This window comes from Lysinibacillus sphaericus, from assembly GCF_005217585.1.
In the GTDB taxonomy this organism is placed as follows: Bacteria; Bacillota; Bacilli; order Bacillales_A; family Planococcaceae; genus Lysinibacillus; species Lysinibacillus sphaericus.
Genome location: NZ_SZPT01000002.1, coordinates 347,857 through 372,616 on the forward strand (window position 1 = coordinate 347,857; position 24,760 = coordinate 372,616).

28 protein-coding genes and 3 pseudogenes are annotated in these 24,760 nt (G+C 34.1%); 10 read left to right on the forward strand and 21 right to left on the reverse strand.

Going from position 1 to position 24,760, the window contains the following annotated elements; genetic code table 11:
* Nucleotide 1: 1 nt before the first annotated feature.
* From FC748_RS07265 to FC748_RS22275, 3 genes and pseudogenes are all read right to left on the reverse strand, one after another.
* A complete protein-coding gene (locus tag FC748_RS07265; protein WP_025219420.1) occupies nucleotides 2–1,321 on the reverse strand; it encodes an SPFH domain-containing protein in 1,320 nt (439 codons plus the stop codon).
* Nucleotides 1,322–1,720: 399 nt separating this feature from the next.
* Nucleotides 1,721–1,999: a YxxD family cognate immunity protein YxxD gene (locus FC748_RS07270; protein WP_024361847.1), complete on the reverse strand. Its 279-nt coding sequence runs from the start codon at nucleotides 1,997–1,999 to the stop codon at nucleotides 1,721–1,723.
* 31 nt (nucleotides 2,000–2,030) lie between these two features.
* A pseudogene (locus tag FC748_RS22275) lies at nucleotides 2,031–2,198 on the reverse strand (nucleotidyltransferase domain-containing protein); the annotation flags it as partial.
* 198 nt (nucleotides 2,199–2,396) lie between these two features.
* Between FC748_RS22275 and FC748_RS07280 the strand changes: the two are divergent.
* Entirely contained in the window at nucleotides 2,397–3,179 is a 783-nt protein-coding gene (locus FC748_RS07280) for an ABC transporter ATP-binding protein (RefSeq protein WP_025219418.1), read from the forward strand.
* A gap of 2 nt (nucleotides 3,180–3,181) precedes the next feature.
* A complete protein-coding gene (locus FC748_RS07285; protein ID WP_108030880.1) occupies nucleotides 3,182–4,798 on the forward strand; it encodes a hypothetical protein in 1,617 nt (538 codons plus the stop codon).
* An 84-nt stretch (nucleotides 4,799–4,882) separates the two neighbouring features.
* Here FC748_RS07285 and FC748_RS07290 read toward each other — a convergent pair whose 3' ends face one another.
* Both FC748_RS07290 and FC748_RS07295 read right to left on the reverse strand, forming a co-directional pair.
* On the reverse strand, nucleotides 4,883–5,350 hold the full coding sequence (locus tag FC748_RS07290; RefSeq protein ID WP_024361850.1) for a GNAT family N-acetyltransferase: 468 nt from the start codon (nucleotides 5,348–5,350) through the stop codon (nucleotides 4,883–4,885).
* Nucleotides 5,351–5,530: 180 nt separating this feature from the next.
* Nucleotides 5,531–5,956, reverse strand: a complete 426-nt coding sequence (locus FC748_RS07295) for an acyl-CoA thioesterase (protein ID WP_024361851.1) — start codon at nucleotides 5,954–5,956, stop codon at nucleotides 5,531–5,533.
* A gap of 445 nt (nucleotides 5,957–6,401) precedes the next feature.
* On the opposite strand from FC748_RS07295, the gene FC748_RS07300 reads away from it, so the two are divergent.
* From FC748_RS07300 to FC748_RS07310, 3 genes and pseudogenes are all read left to right on the forward strand, one after another.
* The gene (locus FC748_RS07300) at nucleotides 6,402–6,785 is read left to right on the forward strand and encodes a helix-turn-helix domain-containing protein (RefSeq protein WP_167492648.1); all 384 of its coding nucleotides are present in this window, start codon (nucleotides 6,402–6,404) and stop codon (nucleotides 6,783–6,785) included.
* A pseudogene (locus FC748_RS07305) lies at nucleotides 6,745–7,008 on the forward strand (transposase); the annotation flags it as partial. The gene FC748_RS07300 and the pseudogene FC748_RS07305, both read left to right, overlap by 41 nt.
* A 17-nt stretch (nucleotides 7,009–7,025) precedes the next feature.
* Nucleotides 7,026–7,364 (forward strand): inorganic pyrophosphatase, encoded by a 339-nt coding sequence (locus tag FC748_RS07310; RefSeq protein ID WP_024361852.1) that lies wholly within the window; start codon nucleotides 7,026–7,028, stop codon nucleotides 7,362–7,364.
* 145 nt (nucleotides 7,365–7,509) lie between these two features.
* Here FC748_RS07310 and FC748_RS22020 read toward each other — a convergent pair whose 3' ends face one another.
* The 7 genes and pseudogenes from FC748_RS22020 to FC748_RS07345 all read right to left on the reverse strand — a co-directional run.
* A complete protein-coding gene (locus FC748_RS22020) occupies nucleotides 7,510–7,674 on the reverse strand; it encodes a hypothetical protein (RefSeq protein ID WP_158694859.1) in 165 nt (54 codons plus the stop codon).
* A 231-nt stretch (nucleotides 7,675–7,905) separates the two neighbouring features.
* Nucleotides 7,906–8,343 carry a DnaD domain protein gene (locus tag FC748_RS07315; protein WP_108030883.1) on the reverse strand — a complete coding sequence of 146 codons (438 nt, stop codon included), beginning with the start codon at nucleotides 8,341–8,343 and terminating at the stop codon, nucleotides 7,906–7,908.
* A gap of 619 nt (nucleotides 8,344–8,962) precedes the next feature.
* The gene (locus FC748_RS07325; RefSeq protein ID WP_024361854.1) at nucleotides 8,963–9,448 is read right to left on the reverse strand and encodes an NUDIX domain-containing protein; all 486 of its coding nucleotides are present in this window, start codon (nucleotides 9,446–9,448) and stop codon (nucleotides 8,963–8,965) included.
* A gap of 172 nt (nucleotides 9,449–9,620) precedes the next feature.
* Nucleotides 9,621–10,184, reverse strand: coding sequence for a signal peptidase I (lepB, locus tag FC748_RS07330; RefSeq protein WP_108030884.1), 564 nt, complete (start codon nucleotides 10,182–10,184; stop codon nucleotides 9,621–9,623).
* 414 nt (nucleotides 10,185–10,598) lie between these two features.
* A complete protein-coding gene (locus FC748_RS07335; RefSeq protein ID WP_108030885.1) occupies nucleotides 10,599–11,231 on the reverse strand; it encodes a type 1 glutamine amidotransferase family protein in 633 nt (210 codons plus the stop codon).
* Between the two features lie 74 nt (nucleotides 11,232–11,305).
* The gene (locus FC748_RS07340) at nucleotides 11,306–12,268 is read right to left on the reverse strand and encodes a helix-turn-helix transcriptional regulator (protein ID WP_108030886.1); all 963 of its coding nucleotides are present in this window, start codon (nucleotides 12,266–12,268) and stop codon (nucleotides 11,306–11,308) included.
* A gap of 574 nt (nucleotides 12,269–12,842) precedes the next feature.
* Nucleotides 12,843–13,250: pseudogene (locus tag FC748_RS07345) on the reverse strand (PBSX family phage terminase large subunit); the annotation flags it as partial.
* A gap of 113 nt (nucleotides 13,251–13,363) precedes the next feature.
* Between FC748_RS07345 and FC748_RS07350 the strand changes: the two are divergent.
* The 4 genes from FC748_RS07350 to FC748_RS07360 all read left to right on the forward strand — a co-directional run bounded on the left by FC748_RS07350 (nucleotide 13,364) and on the right by FC748_RS07360 (nucleotide 15,896).
* Complete coding sequence (locus tag FC748_RS07350; RefSeq protein ID WP_108030887.1) at nucleotides 13,364–13,579, forward strand: type II toxin-antitoxin system HicA family toxin; 216 nt, start codon at nucleotides 13,364–13,366, stop codon at nucleotides 13,577–13,579.
* A 92-nt stretch (nucleotides 13,580–13,671) separates the two neighbouring features.
* Nucleotides 13,672–14,103, forward strand: a complete 432-nt coding sequence (locus tag FC748_RS07355) for a type II toxin-antitoxin system HicB family antitoxin (RefSeq protein ID WP_108030888.1) — start codon at nucleotides 13,672–13,674, stop codon at nucleotides 14,101–14,103.
* Nucleotides 14,104–14,939: 836 nt separating this feature from the next.
* On the forward strand, nucleotides 14,940–15,068 hold the full coding sequence (locus FC748_RS22400) for a hypothetical protein (protein WP_255313812.1): 129 nt from the start codon (nucleotides 14,940–14,942) through the stop codon (nucleotides 15,066–15,068).
* Nucleotides 15,069–15,554: 486 nt separating this feature from the next.
* Nucleotides 15,555–15,896 carry a hypothetical protein gene (locus tag FC748_RS07360; protein ID WP_024361862.1) on the forward strand — a complete coding sequence of 114 codons (342 nt, stop codon included), beginning with the start codon at nucleotides 15,555–15,557 and terminating at the stop codon, nucleotides 15,894–15,896.
* A 394-nt stretch (nucleotides 15,897–16,290) separates the two neighbouring features.
* Here the strand turns inward: FC748_RS07360 and FC748_RS07365 are convergent, their stop codons facing one another.
* Nucleotides 16,291–17,991: a hypothetical protein gene (locus FC748_RS07365; protein ID WP_108030889.1), complete on the reverse strand. Its 1,701-nt coding sequence runs from the start codon at nucleotides 17,989–17,991 to the stop codon at nucleotides 16,291–16,293.
* A 343-nt stretch (nucleotides 17,992–18,334) separates the two neighbouring features.
* The gene (locus tag FC748_RS07370) at nucleotides 18,335–18,754 is read right to left on the reverse strand and encodes an ester cyclase (RefSeq protein WP_025219411.1); all 420 of its coding nucleotides are present in this window, start codon (nucleotides 18,752–18,754) and stop codon (nucleotides 18,335–18,337) included.
* Nucleotides 18,755–19,010: 256 nt separating this feature from the next.
* Here FC748_RS07370 and FC748_RS07375 point away from each other — a divergent pair, with 256 nt between their 5' ends.
* Nucleotides 19,011–19,268, forward strand: coding sequence for a hypothetical protein (locus FC748_RS07375; protein ID WP_025219410.1), 258 nt, complete (start codon nucleotides 19,011–19,013; stop codon nucleotides 19,266–19,268).
* A 45-nt stretch (nucleotides 19,269–19,313) separates the two neighbouring features.
* On the opposite strand, the gene FC748_RS07380 is transcribed toward FC748_RS07375, so the two are convergent.
* The 7 genes from FC748_RS07380 to FC748_RS07410 form a co-directional block, all read right to left on the reverse strand.
* On the reverse strand, nucleotides 19,314–20,054 hold the full coding sequence (locus tag FC748_RS07380; RefSeq protein ID WP_024361866.1) for a lysozyme: 741 nt from the start codon (nucleotides 20,052–20,054) through the stop codon (nucleotides 19,314–19,316).
* Nucleotides 20,055–20,273: 219 nt separating this feature from the next.
* Nucleotides 20,274–20,753: a glutathione peroxidase gene (locus FC748_RS07385; RefSeq protein ID WP_025219409.1), complete on the reverse strand. Its 480-nt coding sequence runs from the start codon at nucleotides 20,751–20,753 to the stop codon at nucleotides 20,274–20,276.
* Entirely contained in the window at nucleotides 20,740–21,207 is a 468-nt protein-coding gene (locus FC748_RS07390) for a MarR family winged helix-turn-helix transcriptional regulator (protein WP_051147711.1), read from the reverse strand. Before FC748_RS07390 ends, FC748_RS07385 begins: the two co-directional genes overlap by 14 nt.
* Before the next feature lie 172 nt (nucleotides 21,208–21,379).
* Nucleotides 21,380–21,826 carry an SMI1/KNR4 family protein gene (locus tag FC748_RS07395; RefSeq protein WP_108030890.1) on the reverse strand — a complete coding sequence of 149 codons (447 nt, stop codon included), beginning with the start codon at nucleotides 21,824–21,826 and terminating at the stop codon, nucleotides 21,380–21,382.
* A gap of 177 nt (nucleotides 21,827–22,003) precedes the next feature.
* Nucleotides 22,004–22,897: a DUF3298 and DUF4163 domain-containing protein gene (locus FC748_RS07400; protein WP_167492650.1), complete on the reverse strand. Its 894-nt coding sequence runs from the start codon at nucleotides 22,895–22,897 to the stop codon at nucleotides 22,004–22,006.
* 7 nt (nucleotides 22,898–22,904) lie between these two features.
* Nucleotides 22,905–23,459: an RNA polymerase sigma factor gene (locus FC748_RS07405; RefSeq protein ID WP_024361871.1), complete on the reverse strand. Its 555-nt coding sequence runs from the start codon at nucleotides 23,457–23,459 to the stop codon at nucleotides 22,905–22,907.
* Nucleotides 23,460–23,565: 106 nt separating this feature from the next.
* The gene (locus FC748_RS07410) at nucleotides 23,566–24,408 is read right to left on the reverse strand and encodes a polysaccharide deacetylase family protein (protein ID WP_024361872.1); all 843 of its coding nucleotides are present in this window, start codon (nucleotides 24,406–24,408) and stop codon (nucleotides 23,566–23,568) included.
* Nucleotides 24,409–24,760: the final 352 nt, after the last annotated feature.

A 24,760-nucleotide genomic window follows, 5' to 3' on the forward strand; every position in this document is an offset into this window, starting at 1 on the left:
CTTACTTTAGATCATTATCATCGAAAACATCGCCACATTCAGGGCAAAATTTCGGAGGATTTGCAGGAGTTTCTGGCTGCCAACCGCATTTATCACAAGCATATTGCAATGCGCCAGACGGTTTTTTCGCCCCACATTCACTACAGAATTTACCTTTATTGATTGTGCCACATGAACATGGCCAGCCTTCTTCTACTGGCTTTGCTGCACCACAGTTTGAGCAAAACTTACCCGTATTCTCTTGTCCACATGAACATGTCCAAGCATTGGATGGGCTCGATTGTTGTGGCGTTGTTGCTTGTCTCTGTTTATTTTGCTCGCTCATTTGGAATAGTTGGCTTGCATTGACGCCACCCGCTTGTGTTGCCATATTCATCCCCATGAACCCAGCCATTGCACCGCCGTCATTGTGTGAAGCTGCAATCATCGCCTCTGCTTGTGCCCCAGTTAAATGCGCAGCCGCCATCCCAGGATCACGCATCACTGCATTGCGCTGTAGTTGTTTTATCATCGCTTCATCTTCTTCAGAAGCTTTTAATGAACTAATGCCAAATGATACGACTGCTAAACCACGTGTTGCCAACCATTTTTCAGATAACACTTTGTTAAGAGCATCTGCCAGCGCCACTGTATGCGCAGGGATTTCACTATAGCGCACGCCACTTGCCGAAATTTGAGCAAATGCTGGTTGTAATGCCGTCATAAGCTCTGTTTTCAATTGACTATCAATGGCATCCCGCGTATATTCACGCTCTACATTTCCACAGACATTTGTATAAAATAATAATGGGTCTACTATTTTATAAGAATATTCACCATGACAACGAATGGTAATATCAATATCTAAGCCAATATTGCGGTCAATGACACGGAAAGGAATTGGCGCAGGTGTTCCGTACTTATTGCCAACGATTTCTTTTTTATTGAAATAATACACACGTTGATCTTTAGCAGGCTCTCCACCAAATGTGAAACGCTTTCCAATTTGCTTAAACGTTTCCGTAATGTTTGCTGACAAATCATCCCCATACATAATAGATGGCTCTGTAGATGTGTCATAAACATATTCACCGGATTCGGAAGAAAACTCCACTACCTTGCCTTGCTCAACAATCATCATACATTGCCCTTCATTAATGGCAATGATTGAGCCATTACTAATCAGATTGTCGTTTCCTTTATTTGAGCCACGTTTCGAAGTGCGTTTAATACCTTTAGCAACAAGGACATCTGCTGATAAGGACTCACAGTAGAAATACTCACGCCATTGATCTTCTAATACACCTGCTAATGCCCCAATACCTGCTTTTAATAAACCCATTCTATTTCCCACCTTTAAATAAATACTTAATGTTATTTTATCATTAAAAATATTGTCCTTCCTATTGTACTACGCAAGAAAGGACAATTTGTTTCAAAATTTTCACTTGTGCATTAGGATGCTTATTACTTCCCTACTGAAAAACCGTCAAATAATTTTCCACCATATGGTGCAAGGCGAAGCCAAGCGAATTAATAATTTTCGCTAAAGGTCTTGCATAACTAATTTTTATAGGGGTTCGGAATATTCTTTATAATCATCATGTTACGATTAACTTTGCTCAACTACACATTTATTGCACATATAGTTTTAATTAATAGCAATAGAAAATGACCAAATTCAATATTAATAGAGAACTTGGTCATTTTTAAATGTTAAGTAAGTTAATCATAGTTATATTTATTTGTTAAATATAACTTCCCCTGTATCTGCTAATTTAATAATTACAGGTCTTTTATCACCTATTCCTATTTCGATATATTTGTTATTCGTCACCTCTTTCACCAATGCAACATGATATTCTTCATAGCCTTCGTCATGAAGTTCTAATCCGTTGTCTGTGTCATAAAATGTATCAATTTCGCATAAACTGGTCTGATTATTATCCCAAGTTATTTCTATTTTAGGCTTTGAAGTACTATACTCAAGTAATTTTAAAACTACATTATCAATATTCATTTTATCTAGCTCCTCATTAGGCTGTCTTTTGATTTTTATCAAAAACGACAATATCTAAATCCGAGGTCTCTATCGCCTCTCCCCGAATGACACTTCCAGCCAATAAAGCCCCATCGCAATGAGGGAAATGTTTTGTAATAAACTGAAGTGCTGCTTCGACTGCGTGATCCCTTTTTAAATAATCAAAATTGCCACCTATTCCTGAAAATTACTGAATTATATAGAATATACTTTCTACACTTGCAGAAAATCTCCTGTTAAAGCGAATCAAATTTTTACAAAGGAATTTGTAATTAATAACAGATTGCTAAAATCATGTATAATAATATATAGCACGATGAAAAATGGTGCTAATACCGTTGTATGGTTAATTTTCTAAACAGAAAGGAGCTATAACATGGACCAACAAGAGATTTTAACGATTATGAACTTAACGAAGAGCTATGGCAGCAAAGAAATTTTAAAAGGAATTGACTTACATGTGTCAAGAGGCGAAATTATTGGCTACATCGGTCCGAATGGCGCTGGCAAAAGTACAACTGTCAAAATTATATTGGGGATTGAAGGGGAATATGGTGGTGAAATTAAGCTATTTGGGGAGGATATTAAACAAAATAGCATTGATTATAAACGGAAAATTGGCTATGTGCCTGAAATAGCCGATGTTTATGATAATTTAACTGGCTATGAGTATTTGACTTTCATCGGCCAGCTTTACGGATTGCATTTAGATGTAGCGACCGCCAAATCTAAATCATTAATGGAATTGTTCGGTGTTGGAGAAGCCTATCATGCAAGAATATCTTCTTATTCAAAAGGCATGAGGCAAAAGCTATTAATTATCGCTAGCCTTATACATAATCCAGATTTACTGTTCTTGGATGAACCTATAAACGGCTTGGATGCAAATAGTGTCATGATTTTCAAAGAGATTTTAACGCAATTAGCAGCCCAAGGTAAAACGATATTTTATTCCTCCCATATCATGGATGTAGTCGAGAAAATCAGCAGTCGCATTATATTACTGAATGATGGAAAAATCGCTGCTGATGGAACATTTGCTCAACTACAAGCAGCTAATACGGCCGGAACGTTAGAGGGGATTTTCAACCAACTAACAGGTTTTCATAATCATAAAGAAATTGGTGAACAATTCGTAGCGGTTGTCCAGGAGGTGTAGTAATGAAAGATTTCAAAGTCCTGCAACTACTTGATAAAATGCAATTTATTTTTCGGAAAATGGGCATTGATTATTCGATTATGAGACAAATCCTCCATATTAAACTAACGATGGATGAACGAAAAGTACCAACCATCTTTAACCAAAATAAAAAAGATCAAAAAAATAGCTACTTCAAATCTTTATGGATTTACGCCCTTTATGGTCTTATACTCATTCCTTTTATGGGGTTTGGTGATAACTATCATTTTCAAATGAGCATTGCATACGGCATAGTTATCTTTATCGTGATGACTACTTTGATTTCCGATTTTTCTTCTGTACTACTTGATGTCCGTGACAGAAGCATCCTGTCAACGAAACCGATCAATGCTAAAACGATAAATGCCGCTAAAATATTGCATATCCTTATTTATTTAACTTATTTAACAATTGCCTTAACAGCGATTCCCCTTTTAGTCAGCTTGTTTACACAAGGAATATTATTCTTTCTATTAACCGTATTCGCTCTTATCTTCATCAATATTTTCATTGTCGTGCTTACAACCATTTTGTATATTGTGATTTTAAGATTTTTTGATGGAGAAAAGCTAAAGGACATCATTAATTATGTGCAAATTGGCTTATCCTTAGTGTTAATGATTGGTTATCAAGTGCTTATTCGCTCCTTTGAGTTTGTCAACCTTGAAATGGTCGTAACGTTCAAATGGTGGAGTATTTTCATCATCCCTATGTGGTTTGCCGCTCCTTATGAGCTTATCTTAAATGGTAATAACTCTTACTTCACGTTAGTAGGCACTATCTTCTCCGTCTTTATACCACTTATTTCAATAGGGCTCTATATAAAGTTAATTCCAACATTTGAGCGCAATTTACAAAAGTTATTAAGTACGAGCAAATCAAAGAAGGAAAAGAGAAGTCGTTTAAAAGATTATTTCTTATCTTTTATATGCCGAACAAGTGAAGAAAAGGCGTTTTACCGTTTTGCCTCTCTTATGATGAAACAAGAACGGGATTTCAAATTAAAAGTGTATCCATCATTAGGGTTTTCTTTCGTGATACCATTTATTTTTATGTTTAATATGATGCGGTCAGATCATGTTGACTACTCGACCAGTATAAGCTATTTAAATATTTATTTTAGTATGCTGATTATTCCATCTGCTGTGATGATGTTAGGTCATTCCGCAAAATATAAAGCGGCTTGGATCTACAAAGTCTTTCCAATTAAAGACTATACAGACTTACAAAAGGGTAGTTTAAAAGCCTTTTTAATAAAGCTATATATTCCGCTGTATCTCGTTCTTAGCATCGTATTTTGCTTTATTTATGGCCCGAGAATCATTCCAGATTTATTGATTGTTTTAGTAGCAAGCTGTTTGTACACAATCATTTGCTACATGGGCTTTGAAAACAAAGTTCCTTTCACGAAGCCCTTTGACGAAATCGGTGATGGGCAGAGTTGGAAGGCCTTAATATTATTTATTCCATTAGGTATACTTGCATTTATACACTATCTACTGGCAACAAGCATTTCTTATGGTACTTTTATTTATTTCTTTGTACTGGTCATTGTCAATTTCATTTCTTGGAAATTCTTGTTTAAACGAGCTAAGTAATACTTCAAAGTATTAGACATTGCTTATCTAGCTAGTAAAAATCCACTTTGCTTTAATGGCTCAGTGGATTTTTTGCAATTCTTTTTACAAATCGTAGCTCATAACGATTAATTCCCCTTTTATTCCCATCACTCTTACACCTTTATCGGTATAACCGCACTTCTTATATAGTCCTCGTGCCGCCTCATTTCTTACATTAACAGCCAATACAATTTCATTGACGTCACAGTAATGCTGTTTGACAAAGTCAGGTAATAACATTAAAGCTTTTTTTGCATAGCCCTTCCCTTGATGTCGATAATCTGTAGAAAAAGCTCTTATTAAAATGGCATCATCATTTTCACAATATGGCTTTACACCTTCTTTTCGATGTAACACAAAGAATACTACAAGCATTCCATCCTCAATTGCTAAAATGGCATGTCGATTGACATCCTCTTTAGCAAGCGCAATACTCTCTTGCGGTGTTCCTGTATATTCAAGTTGTTCAGCTGTTAATTGATACTGGTCAATGAACGCTTTAAAGCGATTATCGTATATGTATAGTTGCATAATTTCCCCCATCTCCATACAGAACATTTGTTCTAATCATAGCATATAACAAATTTTATGCAAGATAAAAAACTTGATGCATTTAACATGGTTAAAAGAAAAAAGACAGCACCAGTTATTATTCTGGTCCTGCCTTTGGCTTACTTCAATTCAATTAATGTAAACATCAAGCTGCTGATATTATTTCGTTGCCACTGCAATTTCTTTATATTTAGCATCCCAAACAGGGTCAATTTTACTTAAAGAAACAGGTCGTAATGTTTCTTTATGTGCTAGAATATGTACGGACTGTGCTGTTGCTGCAATCGTGCCATCTTCATGTAAAATTTCATAACCATATGTTGTACGTAGACGATCGTGTTTCTCTACCCAAGTACGCACGGTTGCCACCTGTCCATAGTGCATAGCAGCCTTATAGGAAATAGATAAATCCATTACTGGCGACACATACCCTTCCTTCTCTAATGCAGCGTACTCAAATCCCGCATCGCTCACTAACTGCGTACGTCCAATCTCCATCCAAATGATATAGTTGGCATGGTAGACAACACCCATTTGGTCTGTCTCCGCATATCGAATCTCAATCTGTTTTTCACTCACAAACATTTTCTTCACCTCGTCCTACATTATAGCGTAAAAATGCTGATTTGGCGGGGTTTAGGCTTTGGAGATTTCGATAGGTTGCAAAATGAAGGTTATAAAATTTTATTTTGAATTCAAAAATAAAATTTTAAGAATGAATACTTTAACACATATAAACACATATATACTCTTTTAATTGGGGTACTTTCTGGGGTACCGTGGGGTACCATTATTATAAAAGTTAAAATACAAGCAACGAGCAGGTGCAATAATTAATAGTCACTCATTTTGTACTGCACCCCAAAAGTTAGGCCAAAAATCTAACTTTTGGGGTGCATTTATTTTAGCAAAATACGATTATGAGTTTAAGAAAAAAGTCGTTGAAGCCTACATTCAAGGGCATGGAGGTTATAGACAATTAGCTCTTCAATTTAGTAATTCCTCAGGCCATGGAGTGGTGAGAAGGTGGGTGAAACAAGTAACTGCATTAGGATTTGTCTCTCTTAGGAAACAGGAAAGACGTTCGAATTACACTATTCAATTTAAACTTGATGTCATAAACTATTATTTAAATAGTGGAGAATCTATCCGAGATGTCGCTCATAAATTCAATCTGCCAAATGACTCGATGGTTTCATTGTGGACTACGGCATTTAGAAAACATGGTATCGGTGGAATTTCTCCAAAAACGCAAGGACGTCCATCCATGTCAGACAAACCGAAGAAAACAAAGGAAGAAAAGAAATTATCGCGTGAACAAGAATTAGAACGAGAAAATGAATTATTTACGTGCGGAGCTTGCGTTCATAACGTATCAGATGAGACAATACGCAAATCTACTGAAAAACAATAAAATATTTCAAAGCATGTCTCGAAAAGGAAACTGCTTAGACAATTCGCCAATGGAAAATTTCTTTGGCCTACTGAAACAAGAAATATATTATGGGACTACCTATACTAGTTTTGAAGAAATAAAACAAGCGATTGATAAGTATATCTACTATTACAATTACAAGCGAATAAAGAGTAAATTTGGATGTAGTCCAGTAACCTATCGTGTAAGATTGGCTGCATAGAAAGGACAAAAGTCGCTATGGAACTTCATAAACTACAAAAGTTGAAAATAATAGTAGATCGGCCAATGGGCTATAAGGATGATTTTGATAATGTCTATCCGATAAATTATGGTTACGTACCTGGAATCATTGGTGGCGATAGAGAGGAACAGGATGTCTATATCCTTTCAAATAAGGTAAAGGGGCCAATAGATGAATTTACAGGTAAACTTATCGCAATTGTCCATAGAAATGATGATATTGAAGAAAAATGGGTCGTTACTTCAGAGGATGAAAATTACACAAAAGAGCAAATTAGAGAACAAATAAATTTCATGGAACAATGGTTTGATTCAAAAATTGAGCTTTTAAATTAAAATAACGAAGAGGAAGAACTCCTCTTCGAAATAAGTCTAACTTTTGGGGTTCACTACAAAATGAATGGCTTGATTAGATATTATTTTATAAAAATTTTTTAAATAGTTGAGTGCTATTGATATAAAGCTCCCGTCAGTTGAATCATTAATCCACTTTATTCTCAATTTCCAATCTTTTTTGTTCCAAAGCTACTTTATCTCTTTCTAACTTAATTTGTTCAAGTTTTATATCATTTTTCTTTTTTATTTCATAAACAACAGCTGCAATAAGTGAGACAAATATAATAGCAATCAATGAAAAATAATCCATTGGTTCTCCACCACCTCTTTCCTTAACTTACTCATCGTTCCTGGGAGTGCATCACCAATATTATACTAAGCCCTTGTCTCCCTTTCTTTGTTGCATCACTAATGTTCATTCCCTTTTCAGTCCATAATACTTTATATAAAAATGCGAGCTCAGCTTCCTCCAAGCCGTCGGGTAATTCACCATTTTCGCTTGCGATAGTACGTTGATATTGAAGTATATATTTTGAGGACTTTATTTATTCCACTCTTCCCTGACAAATGCCATAGCGCTTTCAATAGTTGTGACGTTCTTATTGAGCCAACTTTCCCCTATATCTCTCACCAACGAGTGAATAAACCCAATTTTGCTAACAATTTTTACATAATCCAGTAATACATTTATAACACCATCATTTAACCCCAACTCTTGTAAATCTTTAACCAGTTCTATATCGTCCTGAGAAACAGAGCCATTGAGATTTTTAAGATAATCAATTGGTGTCGAAGAAATAACCTTTTTTATATACCATTCTTCGTAACTCATTCCTGTTTCAACTTTAAATCTTTCTTCTCCTTTTGATTTCCATTCCTCAATTGTTATCCCGTGCACTTCTTTAAATCGTTCTTCAGCAGTCGAGCCGTATATTACTTTGTCACTTATTTTCTTAAATCGTTTAATATCATTACTCACTCCATTTCATCCCTTTTCAACTTAATTTTCACTTAAACTATATTTCAGTTAGCAGATAGATATTTATTGAAAGTTATTAAAAATTAAATTGAAGAAACCCAAACATGTTCGGTAATATAAAGATTAAAAATAGCCCTGTAAACGAGAAGGTTATAAATCTTTTTCTATCTATACCTAGTCTTAATTCCCAGAGTCCCAGACACACTAAATATAAACCTAACAACATACTAATCATTGGTAATATCACTATGTAAATACTCATTTCGTTTTCTCTTTTAATGATTACGTTACATATATCTCTTTGAACTGACACAGTCCCTTTACTTTAATACGTCTAGCATGAATAGAAGTTCCAATTTTAAGTGATTTATCCATTAATATTTAACAGTTAACAGATGCCTTGATATTAGGGAAATTTTAAAACATGAAAAGGAATAATAAAAACTTAACCATTCTAGAGTTGCTACTTTTCATAGAACCGCTCTCTGCATAAAAAGCTGAATCAAAAATGTCACAAGAAAAGTCACAAACGTTGATTTAACAACATTCGTGACTTTTTGGTGTACGTCCAAACTTCTATTTGGGAACGTTATTTTGTATGGGATTGTATAAAATAACTCTAACGAACTTGATATACCTCATTTAGTTTATGCTCTTCTATTAAATCAATGTTTCTAGGATTTTGCGTATATTCCTGTAAATAAGGTCCGATGTTTGCGTACATTTCAATATTTTGTAACTCTAAAATAGGTAGCCATTTTACATCTATTTGATTTGAATCCGGGTTTTTTGGAAATTTTGGTGTACTAGGGCTTTTTATTTTGCATTCAAACATCATAACCAATGTATGTATTTTACCAAATTTATCTAAATTAAGGTGAGGTGTGTATTCATAAACAAAAGCTAGTGGACCTACTTCTACATCTATACACGCTTCTTCTTTGGCTTCTCTTTTTACTGTATCTATAATTGATTCATTGGGTTCTGCACCTCCAGCAGGTAAATCATAAACGATACCTCTTATTGGGTCATTATACACCGTTAATAATATTTCATTATTTTCTATTATTATTGCACCAGCTCGAACTCTAATATGAGAAGACATTTAAAACCTCCTAAGTTGATATATTAAGGTTTCTAGAAGATGTTATTGAATTCCTTTCAATGTCACCAAAGTTTCCTTTGGGAACGTTTATAAGGTTTTTTTTGTATACTTTATAAATCCTTGTAACACTAAATATCCGTTATTGTAATTATAGGTTCTCTGATGAATCGTATTATTTAACAATACCTACACTGTCAAATGGATAAAATCTAACGTTGGCTTTCCCTAATACTTTATCCATTGGTACTAATCCCACACTAGAATATCTACTATCAATACTATTTCTCCTGTTATCACCTAAAACAAATAAGTAGCCTTCTGGTATCGTGGAATGATCTGTTAAAGACTGTAAAGTGAAATCTTTTGTTAGTGTACCAGTGTCTAGTAGTTGTTTTTTATACAAATCTAAATATGGTTCTTCCGAGGCTTCATTGTTTACATAAAGGGTGTCATTCTCATAAGCAATATGGTCTCCTGGTAATCCTATGACACGTTTAATATAAATCTCATCATTAGGGGTTTTGAATACGATAACGTCAAACCTTGCAATACCAGAAATTTTCTTACCAATTTTATTTACTAGAACGAAGTCTCCATCTTCATATGTTGGCATCATTGAAGCACCACCTACTCTAGTTGGGGAAACAATAAATGCCATCGTAGCGATAACAATAACACACGTTATTACTGTAGACTTAACCCAGTCTAATAATTCCTTTTTCTTAGATTTCTCCAAAATAATCAACTCCTTGAATTACCATTATATAAATTATAAACTATTTTTTCCATCTACTCGTAAATTAAAATATATACCTTCCCAAAGTGTCGTTATTTGTACCATATCTTAAAAAATTGATATTCCGCAATCTGGCCCTTTAATGAAACCGAGCACTAATCCTTATTATAGAATCGCGCCCGATTGTAGAAGATTGTTCCAACATAATTGCAAAAGAAAAAAACACACCTTTGTTCAATAAGATTAAAAAGAGATTTAGTTACCAATTCTATTTATAACAACTTCAGGAGTGCTTTGTAAGTTTTTTACTTCCATAAACTATATTTAAGTTATATACAAAAACCATACTTTGACATTGTCTAAAGCATGATTTTTATTTGAACTAATATAAAACTGCTAAGTTGATTTTTTAGCTCAGCTATTTATTGAATTCATTAACTGGAAGAAGTATTCAGGTTTATGAGTCTTATTTAGGTTATACCATGAATGTAATGTGTCGGGTGCAAATACATCTAATTTTTTCAGTACTTCCATCGTAAATTCTAGAGGTGCTACTCCTGATGCAGTAATCAAATTCTCACCAGATACCGCAGGTCTCATCTCATAAAATTTTTCCCCTTTATAATTAGGACAGACCATTTTAATATACTCTAGGTCATTGCTTGTGTGTTTTCTAGAATCTAAGTATCCCATATTCGCAAGAGCCTCAGTTGCACCACAAATTGCAGCAACAATAGTGCCAAACTTTAGAGCTTGGCCAATTCTCTCCAAGACAGGTTGATGAATTTCTTCACTCCAAATAGTCCCTCCTGGTAAAATTAAAAGATCCTTACTCTCAAGAATACATTCATCAAGTGAAATATCTGGTTTTATGCTCAGTCCTCCCATAGTAGTAATCATTTCTTTATTAGCTCCTACTGTAATTACTTTTAAAGGTGCTAAATCTTTTTTGAAATATCTTCCTGAGTTAAGTTCAGCAATTAAATATCCATATTCCCAGTCCGACATTGTATTAAATACATATAGAAAAACTTTTTTTGTTTGCATCCAATAACACTCCAATCACAATTGATATAGCTATTATAAAATAACTTCCCTGACAGTTAACGTCAGGGAAGTTATCATACTTGATAAAATTTTATTAATTCCGACAGAACTTCAATAATTCTTTTCTTAAGACTTGTTGGCTCAATAACTTTAATAGATTTATTGTATGGTAAGAGTAAATAAGGTACATATGTATGTATTATATCTTTATCAAGAAGAAAAACTGCTTGATTTGAAGTCCGTGTTTGTAAATAATGTCCTAAAAACCAATGTTGGCAAATATCAGCCAATACACTTTTATCCCCATTAATAACCAAAGAAATAATCCTATCTTTATCTTCTATAGTTGGAAGAAGATTTTTTATAAAAATGTCACGTGCTGAAAAATTTTCTGGCCGGTTAAAATTATTTTCGGTTAGCATTAGACTTTCAATTCGATCTACTCTAAAACTACGGATATCATTCCTCAGATGACAAAATCCAATCACATACCACTTATTATTCCAATAGATAATTCTGTACGGATCGACCAATCTATAATTTAATTGCTTTTCGCCACTTTTATGGTAAAGAATTTTTACTGAGTACCCGTCAGCTATGGCCTGCTCCAACTCCTTCAAAAAAGCTTCCATAGAGAGTGAACTTAATCGACTTATTACTTCAAGACTAGTTAAATGTTGGTTGATCTTTGTTTTCTGCTCTTGATTTGAATATTTGCTTAGCTTTGAAATAGCCCTATTTAGTGCTTCGCCGCCATAATATCCAGCTTCTTCTGCAAAAACAGCAGCATGATAAAGTGAAGTTTGCTCCTCAAAATCAAAAAAAAGAGGAGCCTCAATAAAATTGTTCAATAAAGTGTATCCACCGTTATGTCCTGGTTCTGAAATTATAGGTACGCCACTTGTTGAAATTGTATCAATATAACGATACACAGTCCTTATATTCATCTCTAACTTTTCCGAAATTTGTTTTGCAGTAATTTTTTCACCTGAACGAAGCATCCATAGAATTGCTAACATATTGTCAATTTTAGGCATATAATTCCACCTCTATATAGTATTTATTATCTATCATATAAGTTTATTTTTCTTAATTAGTTATAAGTAAACTCTAGTTTATCATTTAAATTTAACTTATTTCCTTGAATTAGATTATTCTGTCTTTTTAGTTTAAGTATAATTCTTAACAATCTATTTCTGATTTTTAGTATACCCCATCATCTGCGTTATTAGTTTAAGTAAAATTCCCCACTAGATAAGCATAAATCCCAATAGAGCACGATTATTGAGGAAGATTAATAACACATATTTTCTCTTTATTTTTACTCCTCTCTGCTAAATTTCTTTCTCCACTCGTAATAACTTACATAAGGTAAAGTCACACTTGGTGGCTTAACTTCTTTGTAAGCTTTGTTAAACTCCTGCCTATACGTTAGTCCTAAATCATCCATGTAGTCTCTGCCTCGTCTATATTCAGGAAGTTTATCGTTTACTAAGTAAATCGAAAGAAACCTGCACTGAATATCCATGGATGCAACGCCCCATATTCTCAATCCTGTGTGCCATTTCAGTGTAGCTTTCACCTGCTTGTAAACTTTGCGCTATCTCGATATTCAAACTTCTTATAATGTCGTTCACTACATTCCTCCAACCAGATAAGTGAGATATTGTTGATTGATTTTAGCTTTTCTGGTTTATCCATACCTCGGAAGATGATTTTTGATCCGTTCGGAAACTTTACTGTCATTAGTGATGAGCTTATCTTCATACTTACCCCTAACCCCAAATCTTCGATGATTTCGCTAAATAAAGAAAACATACTTTCCCTGTGGGTATCGTAAACTTCACGAACGACTAAAGCTGTACGTTTTTCCTCAAGTAATTTAAAGATCATTTTTAATGCAGCATGATAGGATTTCGATGAGCCATAACCACCGACGAGGAGTTGAGTCTTACAACGCCAGTCGAATAGGAAAGTTTCGAAATGTGGATTTACTTCTTTTTCAATTAATAGTGTCATTTTACTCAACTCCTTTAACATTACACGCATAAAAAACACGCGTATTTTTGCACTCCAAAATAGACACGCATTATTAATGCGTGTTATAATAGAATTAGAAAGGAGGTAAGGTAATGGGAAAGCAAGTAACCGTAAGAGAAGCGCTAAAAAGACTCAAAAAAGAAGGATTCATCAAATCTCCTACTCATAAGGGTCCTGGCAGTCATCAAAGATACATACATAAAGATGACCCAACAAGATTTGCAGACATTAGCTATCATAGTAGTGGTCAAGCGATTCCTAAAGGAACTTTAAGAAGTATCGAACGGACATCAGGGGTTAAGTTTTAACCTCTCCGCTTTGCTTATTACCTTACCTCGTATGGATAAACATATAATAATTAAATAATTAAATAAAACTAAATCAGAAATGAGGTTTTAAATTGAGTTACCCAAATCATTTTATCTTTCCTGTTGTTGTTGAAGTTGCTGAAGGTGGTTTAGGAATGTATTTCCCTGATTTCGAAGGAACTGCCATCCTGGCCGAAAATATTACTTCTGGTATTCGAGAAGCTAAAGAAATGTTGGCATTTCGTATTTTAGAATTAGAAGAAAAGGACTTACCTGTTCCTGCACCTTCGACTCCTGAAAGCATCGAGCTATTAGATTCTACTGATCGAACTGTATTTATTGACATCTATATGCCCCCATATCGTAACGAAGCAGCTAACAAAGCAGTAACTAAAAACTGTACGCTACCTCGCTGGTTAAGAGATGCAGCTGAAGATGCCGGTTTAAACTTCTCTCAGATACTTCAAGCATCCCTTAAAGAAGCTCTTGGTATTGAACAAAACGACAAAAAAGCAGCCAATTAAGGTTGCTTTTTTTTTGCAGACAATATTAATTTCTATAGGTTTATTTTGTTGATCAGAACCAAGCTTTTCAATCTCCAATTTGGTTTTATCAATATTCACCTGCATCTGCTCTAGCTTCAATCGACTTTCATCATCCATATCTACCATTTCTTCAAACTGACGAATATTTAATTATCATTTCATGTGCACAGTGTCGTTTTGTACGTGTCCTTACTAAATACAGTAGATCACAATAATTTAAACATTCCTGTTATACCATCGTATCAGAGTTGTCGCATCTATATTTTTAATTTATACATGTTGTAAACGCTCCGTTCTTCCCCCGACACAAGCTCTGAGTAAAAATGAAAGTCATTGAGATGCGATTAATAGGTGCACCAATTAAATAGAAGTTTATTTTAATATAAAAAAGCCATTTCCGATTCGGAAACGACTTAAAAATTAATCGCACGAAGAACCTCCAGAATCACTGTTACTTGAAGTGGTGTCTGAACAATCATTTCTATCTGTATCTTGTAACGAAAAGACTGAACCTGATGAAATAAAATCAGTTGTATTATTTCCTGAATAGTTAGAACGGCTTCGATTGGTAGAACTATAGTTAGTACTTCTTATCTTTTTTAAGGTAATTATAATCCCTACTATCAAGACTAAAATTACTATTGCAATAAAGAACTCCCCCACGCATTACACCTCCTTTGTACAACAGTTTAATTTTACCATTTAAAAACAAATTAATCATTAGCTTACTCTCAAAAGCAAGTACCTGTAATTCAGCAGGGAGAGCTGTGGCTATATTTGCTATAATTTAATTAAAAATATTGGGAGGTATTACAATGGATTCTTCTGCTATATTTACTATTTCAATAGCAATTGCAGCTTTCTTCATTACTGGTATTAATGAAAAGAAAATTAAAAAATTAGAAAAACGAGTTGAAGAGCTTGAAAGAAACAAGGAATTTTAATTATATAATAGTATTCTAGAGCGATAGTAATCGCTCTATATTTTTTTACTTCCCCCATTTGTTGAAAACCTTTGTCCTCACTGAAACCACTATGAACTTATTTTAAGAAGTCATTGCCTCCAAACTTATCAAGATTATATTTCTCAATTTGAACAAATTGACAATATTTCTGACAACACATCCACTGTCTTGAATTATGGTGGACTGCACCACTACACAACCTTCAGACGAATAGAATCATCAGTTTGAACGCCATCACTAACTATTGATAATTTTTTATATTTCCCTCTCATTAGGTGTTTCTATCAGGTATTATGCCTTGCTAGACAGTCTCACCTTTGTTTATATTTTCACTTATTAGTTTTTCTATTTAATTTTTATTAAAAAAGACTTGGTTAATATGACTAGAGAATGTAACAGAGCACTGCATACTATAAAAATGTAATCTGCAGATTATAACTTTTTGTTTGAAGGAGGTGAATATATATGCCTTTAACTACTGGTCCAATTGAAAATACAGGTAATCTACCAGCTAATGCCTCTAGTGTGCGTGTCAAAATTCTTAATCTAACTGGAGGTTCTCTATCTGGAGTAGTCCGCGTTTATCGACTTAATGGCACAAGACAATTACTATCTACAACTCCTTTTTTAGCCGCTGCAAATGCTTCTACTTTTGTAACACCAAGTGTAGCTGGTTCGTTCCAATATGAAGTTGAAATTGCTCCGAATCAAACTGGTGGATTATATAGCGTTTACGGGCGAACAGCATCAGGTGTTATCATTGATGCTCAAAGATTTGTGAACTCAGAATTAACACAAATTCTTTAATTTTATAAATCTAAGGGTTAAAAACGTATAAGCCCTATTTTTTACATGCTTATATTGTTGACCAAAAGGCATAAAGAAGTGCACTCTTTATGCCTTTCGTTATTTTTAGCTCTATTTGAACATTCCTAATGTCTTATTGGAAATATGGTTGTAAGGTCAGGAAATAAAAAAATTTCCCGGGTAAGCGCAAGAAACGACATGTTTTAGCTAAACTAGCAAAAGCATTGCTCACGGATTCTTAAAAACCCCCTATCCCTGTTGATAAAGGCATGCAATTCTCTAAGATTCTAATGTCGATTTAGCTCACTTCTAGCATCCCGTTCCATATTTCTTGTGAATCAAAAAAGAACTTACGTTTGTTTATTACCCTTTTATCCGTAGTGAGCTTTAACTATTAATTTAAAGCAAAATTGTTAGATTGATCCACTACTAATGCCATCGCTAAAGCGTAGAATGCTCGTCGTGCTCCAGCACAGTTTGGAGATTCTTTATCAGTCGTAGTAAGGTCTGTAGCTAAATCAACAGTCCCATTTGTATTGCAAGCATCGGCTAATATATCTAGGCGGGCTAAATCCCAAAGACCTGAACGACCATGGGAAGGAAACTTACTTTGACCATGTAATGATTGCCCAATATCAAGTTGCAGTTTTATGGCCTTTGATACTTTATTATCAATGCTTGTAGAACCTTGCCCCGTAACGCCAGGATAAACATTAAATAATCCAATCATTGCTTGATTGATGCCCTCACCTTTATTAGGCATTTGCCATGGATTCTTCATTAATTCTGATGAACCCAACATGGCATTCTCAGGAATGTACATTCCCCAATATTTAGCATGGCTAAACAAATGACTAATTAGGTTATTTTTAATAATTGAATAGTTATCAAAAATAGCCTCGTAAGTATTAATTAACTGCGTAACCATAACTGCCGAATCCGAATCGTTATTAGGAACAAGACTGTTCCATGATGAAGCTGTCGGATTTTCTATTAAGCTTGCATAGATTTGCAAGAATGTTATAGCAAATGCATTATATGCTGGAGAATCGAATCGGGCACGTAACATATTATTTGTCAGGTTCACTTCAGAAAACCCATGCACTGGAAGAACCCTTTTTGCAGATAATGAATTGTTATAGGGCTCTTGCTGGAAACAACCTTTAGAGGCATTAGCCACTGAAGTATTGATTCCCCATTGAGTATAACTAAGTACATCACGAATTGCGTTTTTCAAATTATGTGCAGGTTCTAAGGAAGCTCCAGTCTCATGAACCTTTACATCATATATATGTGCTGCCATCCAACACGCAATCGCATTCAGCGAAGAATTCAGAATAAATCTTTGGTTTTTCGTATTAAAATCTGCATGATGGTTCAAATAATTTTTACTACTAGTTCCTGGTTGAATACCAGCAAACACAACCTTTCCTCCATCATCAAGAACTGTTTGTTTATCTAAGTAAGTTTTCTGTGGATCTGTTAATGGCTCTGCCGTTGTTATCCAATAGCCAATTTGACCGGCATATGGCCCCGTAGCAAAACGGTACGATTTTTCTACATCATCATATGTCCAAGCAGATGGCGTACGATAGTACATAATAATATGGTATTCTTTAGAATTTAATACTTCATTAGCAAAATGGTTTCGGTATTGCGCTAACAACGCATCTAAATTAGAAAAGGAAACATCGTTCTGTGTTTCATCTAACTTTTTTAGCATTGCTGCACCTAAATAAATTAAGCCTGCTAATTGATCAATTGGATTTGTTGGGAAATTTAATGCTTTATCGATTAGTTTTGGAATAATTATATCAACAATTTCCTTGTAAACTTCATCACGTTCTCCAGTTTGAGCCTTTTGTTGGGCGAACTGAGCACAAAACATCATTAATTGCCCAACACCTTGTTGTATTGGAGAGGAATTGAATGTTTCACTAGAACCATTTAATAAATAGTTTTGGATAAATTTTCGTACTCGTGGATATCGGCCTTTATCCTTTTTATAAGGATGTTTTAAAGATGACGGCTCAGTAGTTAGTAGAAATGCCTCTGCGAAGGCATGAGCTTCTTGTAATGCTGTAAATTGTGTCAAATCAAATCACTCCTATTTTTTCATCGTTAATAAATATACATTTTGCCAAGATTTATAATTGTAGCGTACTGGTCAGTTATCATTCTATTATGAAGCTAATACATAAATAGAAATATTTACCTTAATACCCCTTTATTATACATGTTAAACTTATAAATCCATAATATGTAATATCATTAACCTAATCTCTCGAAGTTTTAAGCTTGACCAAGCAATACAAAAAACAGAATTAATCTATGTAGAATTAACTCTGTTTTTAAATCGAATATTTAATTCTAGCACTAGATTATAAAAGAGAAAGCGGTCGGTTTGCCCAAAATATTTCCAAACACTAGGGGTGTTATTAATTTTTATTGCGTTCCAGTTGTTTTTCCATACCAGCACGATCAATTTGAATCCAATATTCTGCTATTTTTTCATTTTCAATGCGGTATACAGCACTTGCTATTTCAATGACTGGAAGACCTGTAGGCTGAAATCCATCAACTTCACCAATATGCTTGCCAACCTGTTTCCAGCGAACATAAACTTTAAAATCTTGGACCATCAACTCTTGAATTTCTAATGAGAAGTCACCATAAGCCTCTATCATTTCTTTTACATGATCAGCGTATTCTTTAGGCGTTCTTAGTACTGTTAATTCCTCTTCAGAGATTACTTGGTGGGCCAATACTTGCTCTGCCATTAATTCCACTGCGTAATCTGGATTACGCCCCGAACGTACTTCTTTAAAAAATTTCTCAACAATTTGCTTTGGTGTCATTTGAACCCTCCACTGAACTTTACTATATATTTTGGTGAAGATCATTAAATATTTCCATGATTAATCATAATGCGAACGCTTATAAATTGAAACGTTTATCTTGTTTTGTACTCAAAATCATCACTTTGTCCATTGGCAAAAGTGTTTAATATAGGAGCTAAACCATTTTATGCCTAACTTTTGATTTAAACTCTCGAATTAAAAAATGGATAAGGAATAAGATGTAATAAGGATTTTCGGTTAGGGAGGTGAAAAGATGAGTAAAAACAAGGATAATTTTACTGATCTTTTAGCGGGTATGGAAAATGATGCTGCTAAGCTAGCAGTTATTGCGGGAATTATTACTACATTAGGAGATGTCTTAGCTACTATCGCAGCAATAATGGCATTGGAGGAAGCACAGAAATCAAACAACAATAATAATAATAATTCAAACAAAATTGATGAATTAGAAAAACAAGTTCAATATTTAACAAAGGAACTACATAAACTTAAACATTCAAGAAAAGTTTAGTGTCAGGCACACAAACAATTCAGAATTGTTTGTGTGCCTGACACCCTAAAGCGTTGTTCCACGAATCGTTGCGTAACTTAATTTATTTGCTAAAATAGCGCGCTCGGCAATGATTTTTGCTTCTTCTATTGCGTTATACCAACCACTTATAAAACGCCAGCCATTTTCATTTGAGCTACCTTTTACTGGTTCTGCATACGCTAAATAATATTGTTTTAATGCGTCGTTCATCGCAGCTAACATTGCCTCTTGACTATTATATTTCCCACTTTGAATACGGAATTTCTTTGGCTCTTTGTCAATCTCAATATATTCTATTTTTTTACTTACATCTATTATAACAACAGGCTTTAAAAAAAGGGCAATTTCGTCTAGACGACGATTCACAAGCCCTTGTAGCTTTTTTCCACCAGCATTACAGTATAATAGCATTTCTTTGCTTACTTGTTCCCATTGCTTATTATTTAAATATACTAATAGGGCACTATTTCTTAAAATATATCGTCCTAAATTATATTGGAAACTTGCCAGTGCATCGTACTGATTTTGGTTAAGTGGCACTTTAACATAGTATTCAATGGTAGTAGCATGCTCTTGTGCTTGCTTTCGTAATAGTTCCCACGCATCTTCTTTTGTAATGGTTTGCCCCTTTTCAACTGCTTTGCCACTTGGCCATTTTGTTGTTCCGTAGCCGATGGTCCAAACATTGTCAGGACCTATATAGGCATCGGAGCGAAACCCTTCCCACTTCGCTATGAGATTTAGTGCATTATTTGAAATTTCCATCTATCTATTATCCCCCTTTCTTTTTCTGCACCTTCTCTAGTCTATTCAATTCTTAATATCCGAACGTTTACATAGATACAGAACAAGGAAATATAATCGTCATTTATACAATTAAGTAACAATATGAAGCTTTTGGAATACCCACATTCAAAATAAAAGCCCTCCATAATAGGAAGGGCTTTTGAAAATGTTAAAACCGCATTTTTCGCTGTTTCAATATTAGTGTAAATTCAAAACTCTTTTTATATCCGACTCAATGCTTTTTGGCTTATCAGTTGGACCAAATCGAGCTACTACTTCTCCTTCTGGATTAACTAAGAATTTTGTGAAATTCCATTTAATATTACTTCCTAAGAAGCCTTTCGAATGCGTTTTTAAATAATTATAAAGAGGATGTGCTTCTTTACCATTTACCTTGATAATTTCATGCATAGGAAATGTAACGCCATACGTTAAACGGCAAGCTTCAGCGGCATCCAGCGCTGAAGACATTTCTTGCTTAAATTGATTAGATGGAAAACCTAGCACTTCTAACCCCATATCTCGATAAGTAGTATACAATTGTTCTAATTCTTCAAATTGTGGAGCTAAACCACATTTTGTTGCAGTATTGACTATTAACAAAGCTTTACCTTTGTATTTTTCTAAACTATATTCTGAACCATCTTCTAATGTTACATTGATATCATAAATACTCATCTTTTACCTCCATGTTATTTAATTGAGTTAATAATTCATTTAAATTTTGCAACTGTGCCCTTAAATCACCGTCTATTACTGTCAAAGCATCACAATGTGCCATTTTCTCCACTAACTTTTCTGTAATCAACGTTTCAGTTGCTCTTGCCTTCTCAGTCAAAGAAATAATTACAGCACGTTTATCCTTAGACGATGTTTCTTTCGTCACCCATCCTTTATCAACAAGCTTATTTAATATTGGATTTAACGTGCCTATGCCCAAACTCAATTTTTCGCTAATTTGTTTCACCACTAGACTATCTTGTTCCCATAAAGCAAGTAGCACCAAATACTGTGGATATGTCAAACCAAATGGCTCCAGCACTTGCCGATATAACTTTGTAAATTGGTTAGCTGCCTTGTATACAGCAAAACATAGTTGATCTTCAAGTAAGAAAGCTTTAATTTTTTTCACCTCACAATATATCGCATACGATGTATTTTTATTTTATATCGTATGCGATGTATATGTCAATTTATTGAACTGTTTAAAATACTAATGAAACTTGCAATTACCATAGCCAATATCTAGCTCCCTGTGTAACAATAAATCTGTCCAGCCAAGTTTCAAAGTTCATAGGTAACCTTTAAATGTCTCCTTCATGAACAAAGATAAGATAATTATCCTCCCCATTAGCAACTTTTTGAGAATCAACGAACATATAATCACCATATCCTCTATAATTACCCATCATAAACCAATTTTTATCATAGGCACTTTGATAGTATATATTGGTCTCATATTCATGGATATAATTTAATATCTGGCTTAATTTAAATATTTCAAAGAAATCATAACCAAGACCATTATCATTAAATAATTTCGCTCCATTACTATGTTTTAAAAATAAGCACAATTCCTTCGGTAAAACATGCTGAGTTTCTAAAGTGAATTCCTGTAGTTCATGATTTGATATTGGACAATTCCAATCACAGGTTACATTTAAAATTTCTCCATTCTCCCTTTGTATGATAATCCTGTTCTCTTTATCTAACCTTTTATTTAATGCTGTTAAGATTAATTCAATCGACATATTATCTTCACCTAATTTCTAATAGTTTACCCACCAAGGAGATGTAGTACCTCGTAATTTTCGTTAAAACAGAAATAATGATAATATTTGCAATATAGTTACTTTATCGACAAAATACTATAAAAACCCAGTACCTTTTGTAGAGGGAACTGGGTTTTCTCTGTTGTTTTAATATGTTTAGCGTTTAATCTCAAATTCTTGTGGACCAGCATAGGGTGGAGCAATGTAATATTCATAGAAAAAGATGACTGGATTTCCTTGTTCATTAATATAGAAGTTTTTTGACGTATATTCGTCTATTCCACCATCTCCCTTTGAAGAATAATATTCTTGATAGTACGACCAAAGATTTTCATCGGTCTTCGCACGTTCCTTCACTTGACGCTCTATTTCTGGATCTACTATTTTTTCGTAATCTTTTCCTAGTAAATCTTCTAACGTTAGTTCCTTTCCTGTTGTTAAATCAATATTATAAAAATACTTTGTATCAAATGTTAATCCATTTGTAGTTTCTGTTTCATTAATGATAAATGACAAGATTTTTGCATTTGAGCTTTTTACTTCATAATCAAATTTGTATGTGCTAGGTGTATATTCATTAATATCCCTTGCATCCTCGCCCTCTCCAAGGAAGTTTTTCTTAAATTCCGCTGAGTCCTGTTTTGCTTTCGCAGCAAGGCTCTCAATTTTTTCCTTAATCATCGTATTAATCTGATTTTCTAATGATGGATTCCCTATATCAGAGAATTGAGGAATTTTAATATGTGCATCAATCGAATCTGTCTTTTCTATATATTCATCAATCGTAATCACTTTTACTACTGCTCCTAATACAGGAACCTTTGACATTGCCAGAGCAAAAGTCGGACTTAGATTTACAAAGAACATGAATAGTAGACAGGCCGTTAAAGGAATCACGATAAACTTCATTTTAAAAAAAGTTAAAAAATCTTTCTTCTTGGGCTTCGTTTCATTTTCAGCCATTGTTAATACTTTTTTTCGTATCCTTTCCTTATTTAATAAGTTTTCTTCTATAACACGTTTTAATACCTTTCGTTCATGCTGCTTCATAATCGCCTCAACCGTCCTTCCCAAACTTTTTTCGTATTTCATGAGTGGTGCGGTAAATATAATTTTTTATCGTGGATTGATTTAAATGTAGTAATTTTGCAATTTCAGGAATTGAAAGTTCAGCATAATAAAATAAGTAAAATACCTTTTGCACTTTTTGAGGTTTGGTTTGCAAAAAGCTCCAAATGTCAGATAATAATTCTTTGTTTTCTATTGCCATCTCTATCTCATTTTCATATTGCTCTATGTCCGTATCTGCATGATTATATTCTTCATCTTCTTTATTTATATCAAACAACGGTATGATACGCTTTACTTTTTCTTTTAAAGAATAATGTTGGTAGATTTTAGATTTAGCGATTCGTATGACATAAGCCTCTGGGTTCTTTAGATAATCAATGCCCTTGTCCTTTAGTATTCGATACAGCGCTATATAAGTTTCTTGTATTATATCCGGGATAACACTCGTATGATTGCATTTGCTAATGACATACACTACACATTGATGATAGGTTTTGTCATAAATTTCATTAAATTTCTCTTCGATTCTTTGAGTATTCAAAGGCTCACCTCCCGTTAAACGTTACTAGGGAATGCAATATACGAATGTTGAATAACATTGTTATTATGTCATGGTTTTATGGACTACATTCGTTTCCTTTGCACAATCAATTGCCGAAATAGGGATCGACTTTTTCACTTTTTAGCGATAACAGTTCTGATACTGTTACAAATTCATATCCTTCTTTTTTTAATGCCATTAATATTTCTGGTAAGGCTTCAGCTGTTGCTGTATGAATATCATGCATTAACACTACCGATTTATTTGCGATTTGATTTAAAATTTCGTTTTTTATAGCTGCTGGGTTGCGACTTTTCCAATCTAACGAGTCGACAGACCACATAATTGTAGTATAATTTTCTGACGCGGTATAATTTAGAATGTCTTGGTTGTATATCCCGTATGGAGGTCGAAATAAGGTTGGAGTTACACCTGTTGTTGCTTCAATAATTTTGTTTGTTTTATTGATTTCTTCTGTCATTTCATTGTGCGTCAATTTCTTTAAATTTGGATGACTAAAGGTGTGATTTGCTATTTCGTGACCTTCAGCAACGACTTGTGCCGCAATATTTGGATACATCTCAACTCTGCTTCCTAACATAAAGAATGTTGCCTTTGCTTCATGCTGCGCTAATGTTTGTAAAACGCGTGGTGTAACTTTGACACTCGGGCCATCATCAAATGTAAGTGCTATATATTTTCCGTCAGGATTCAATGCAACTGTTTCATTCTCTAATTCTTCTTCCTCTTCTTCTGTCCCTTCTTCCTCTATTACATCCTCACTATCATCATTTTCTTCAAATCTTGCCTTATCACTTGCAAGATTTTCAGCTTGCCCATGCTCTTCAACTTGTCCACCTAAAAAGTAGTATCCCGCACCTAGCATGATAGTAAAGAACAAAATGACCGCTACAAATCTTGTCCATCTAATTCTTTTCCTTGCTTTCATTCCAATACACCTTTCTTTGCTATTTTTTCTTTCTTAATATAGAAGAGAATTAGAGAGTTGAAAAAGTTTCAATGAAACTAAAAAAATTTTAATTATTTTGTAGGACAATAAAAAAGCATGAAAAGTCTTGATAAATATCACGTGTTCATCATGCGCAGTGGATGCGGTCTACAGTTCGGTATGTGATAGTGTGGGTAGTACGCGGCATTAATGGCGGACAGGCGTATAGTGGAAGAAGGGAAGATTAGAAGTAATGTAGAATATAAAAATGAATACTTTGCCAATCGTTTTGCCCCGTCACATGGGGTACGGGTATTAAAAAGTTGGCTCAAGGAGATGAATGCCTTTTTCG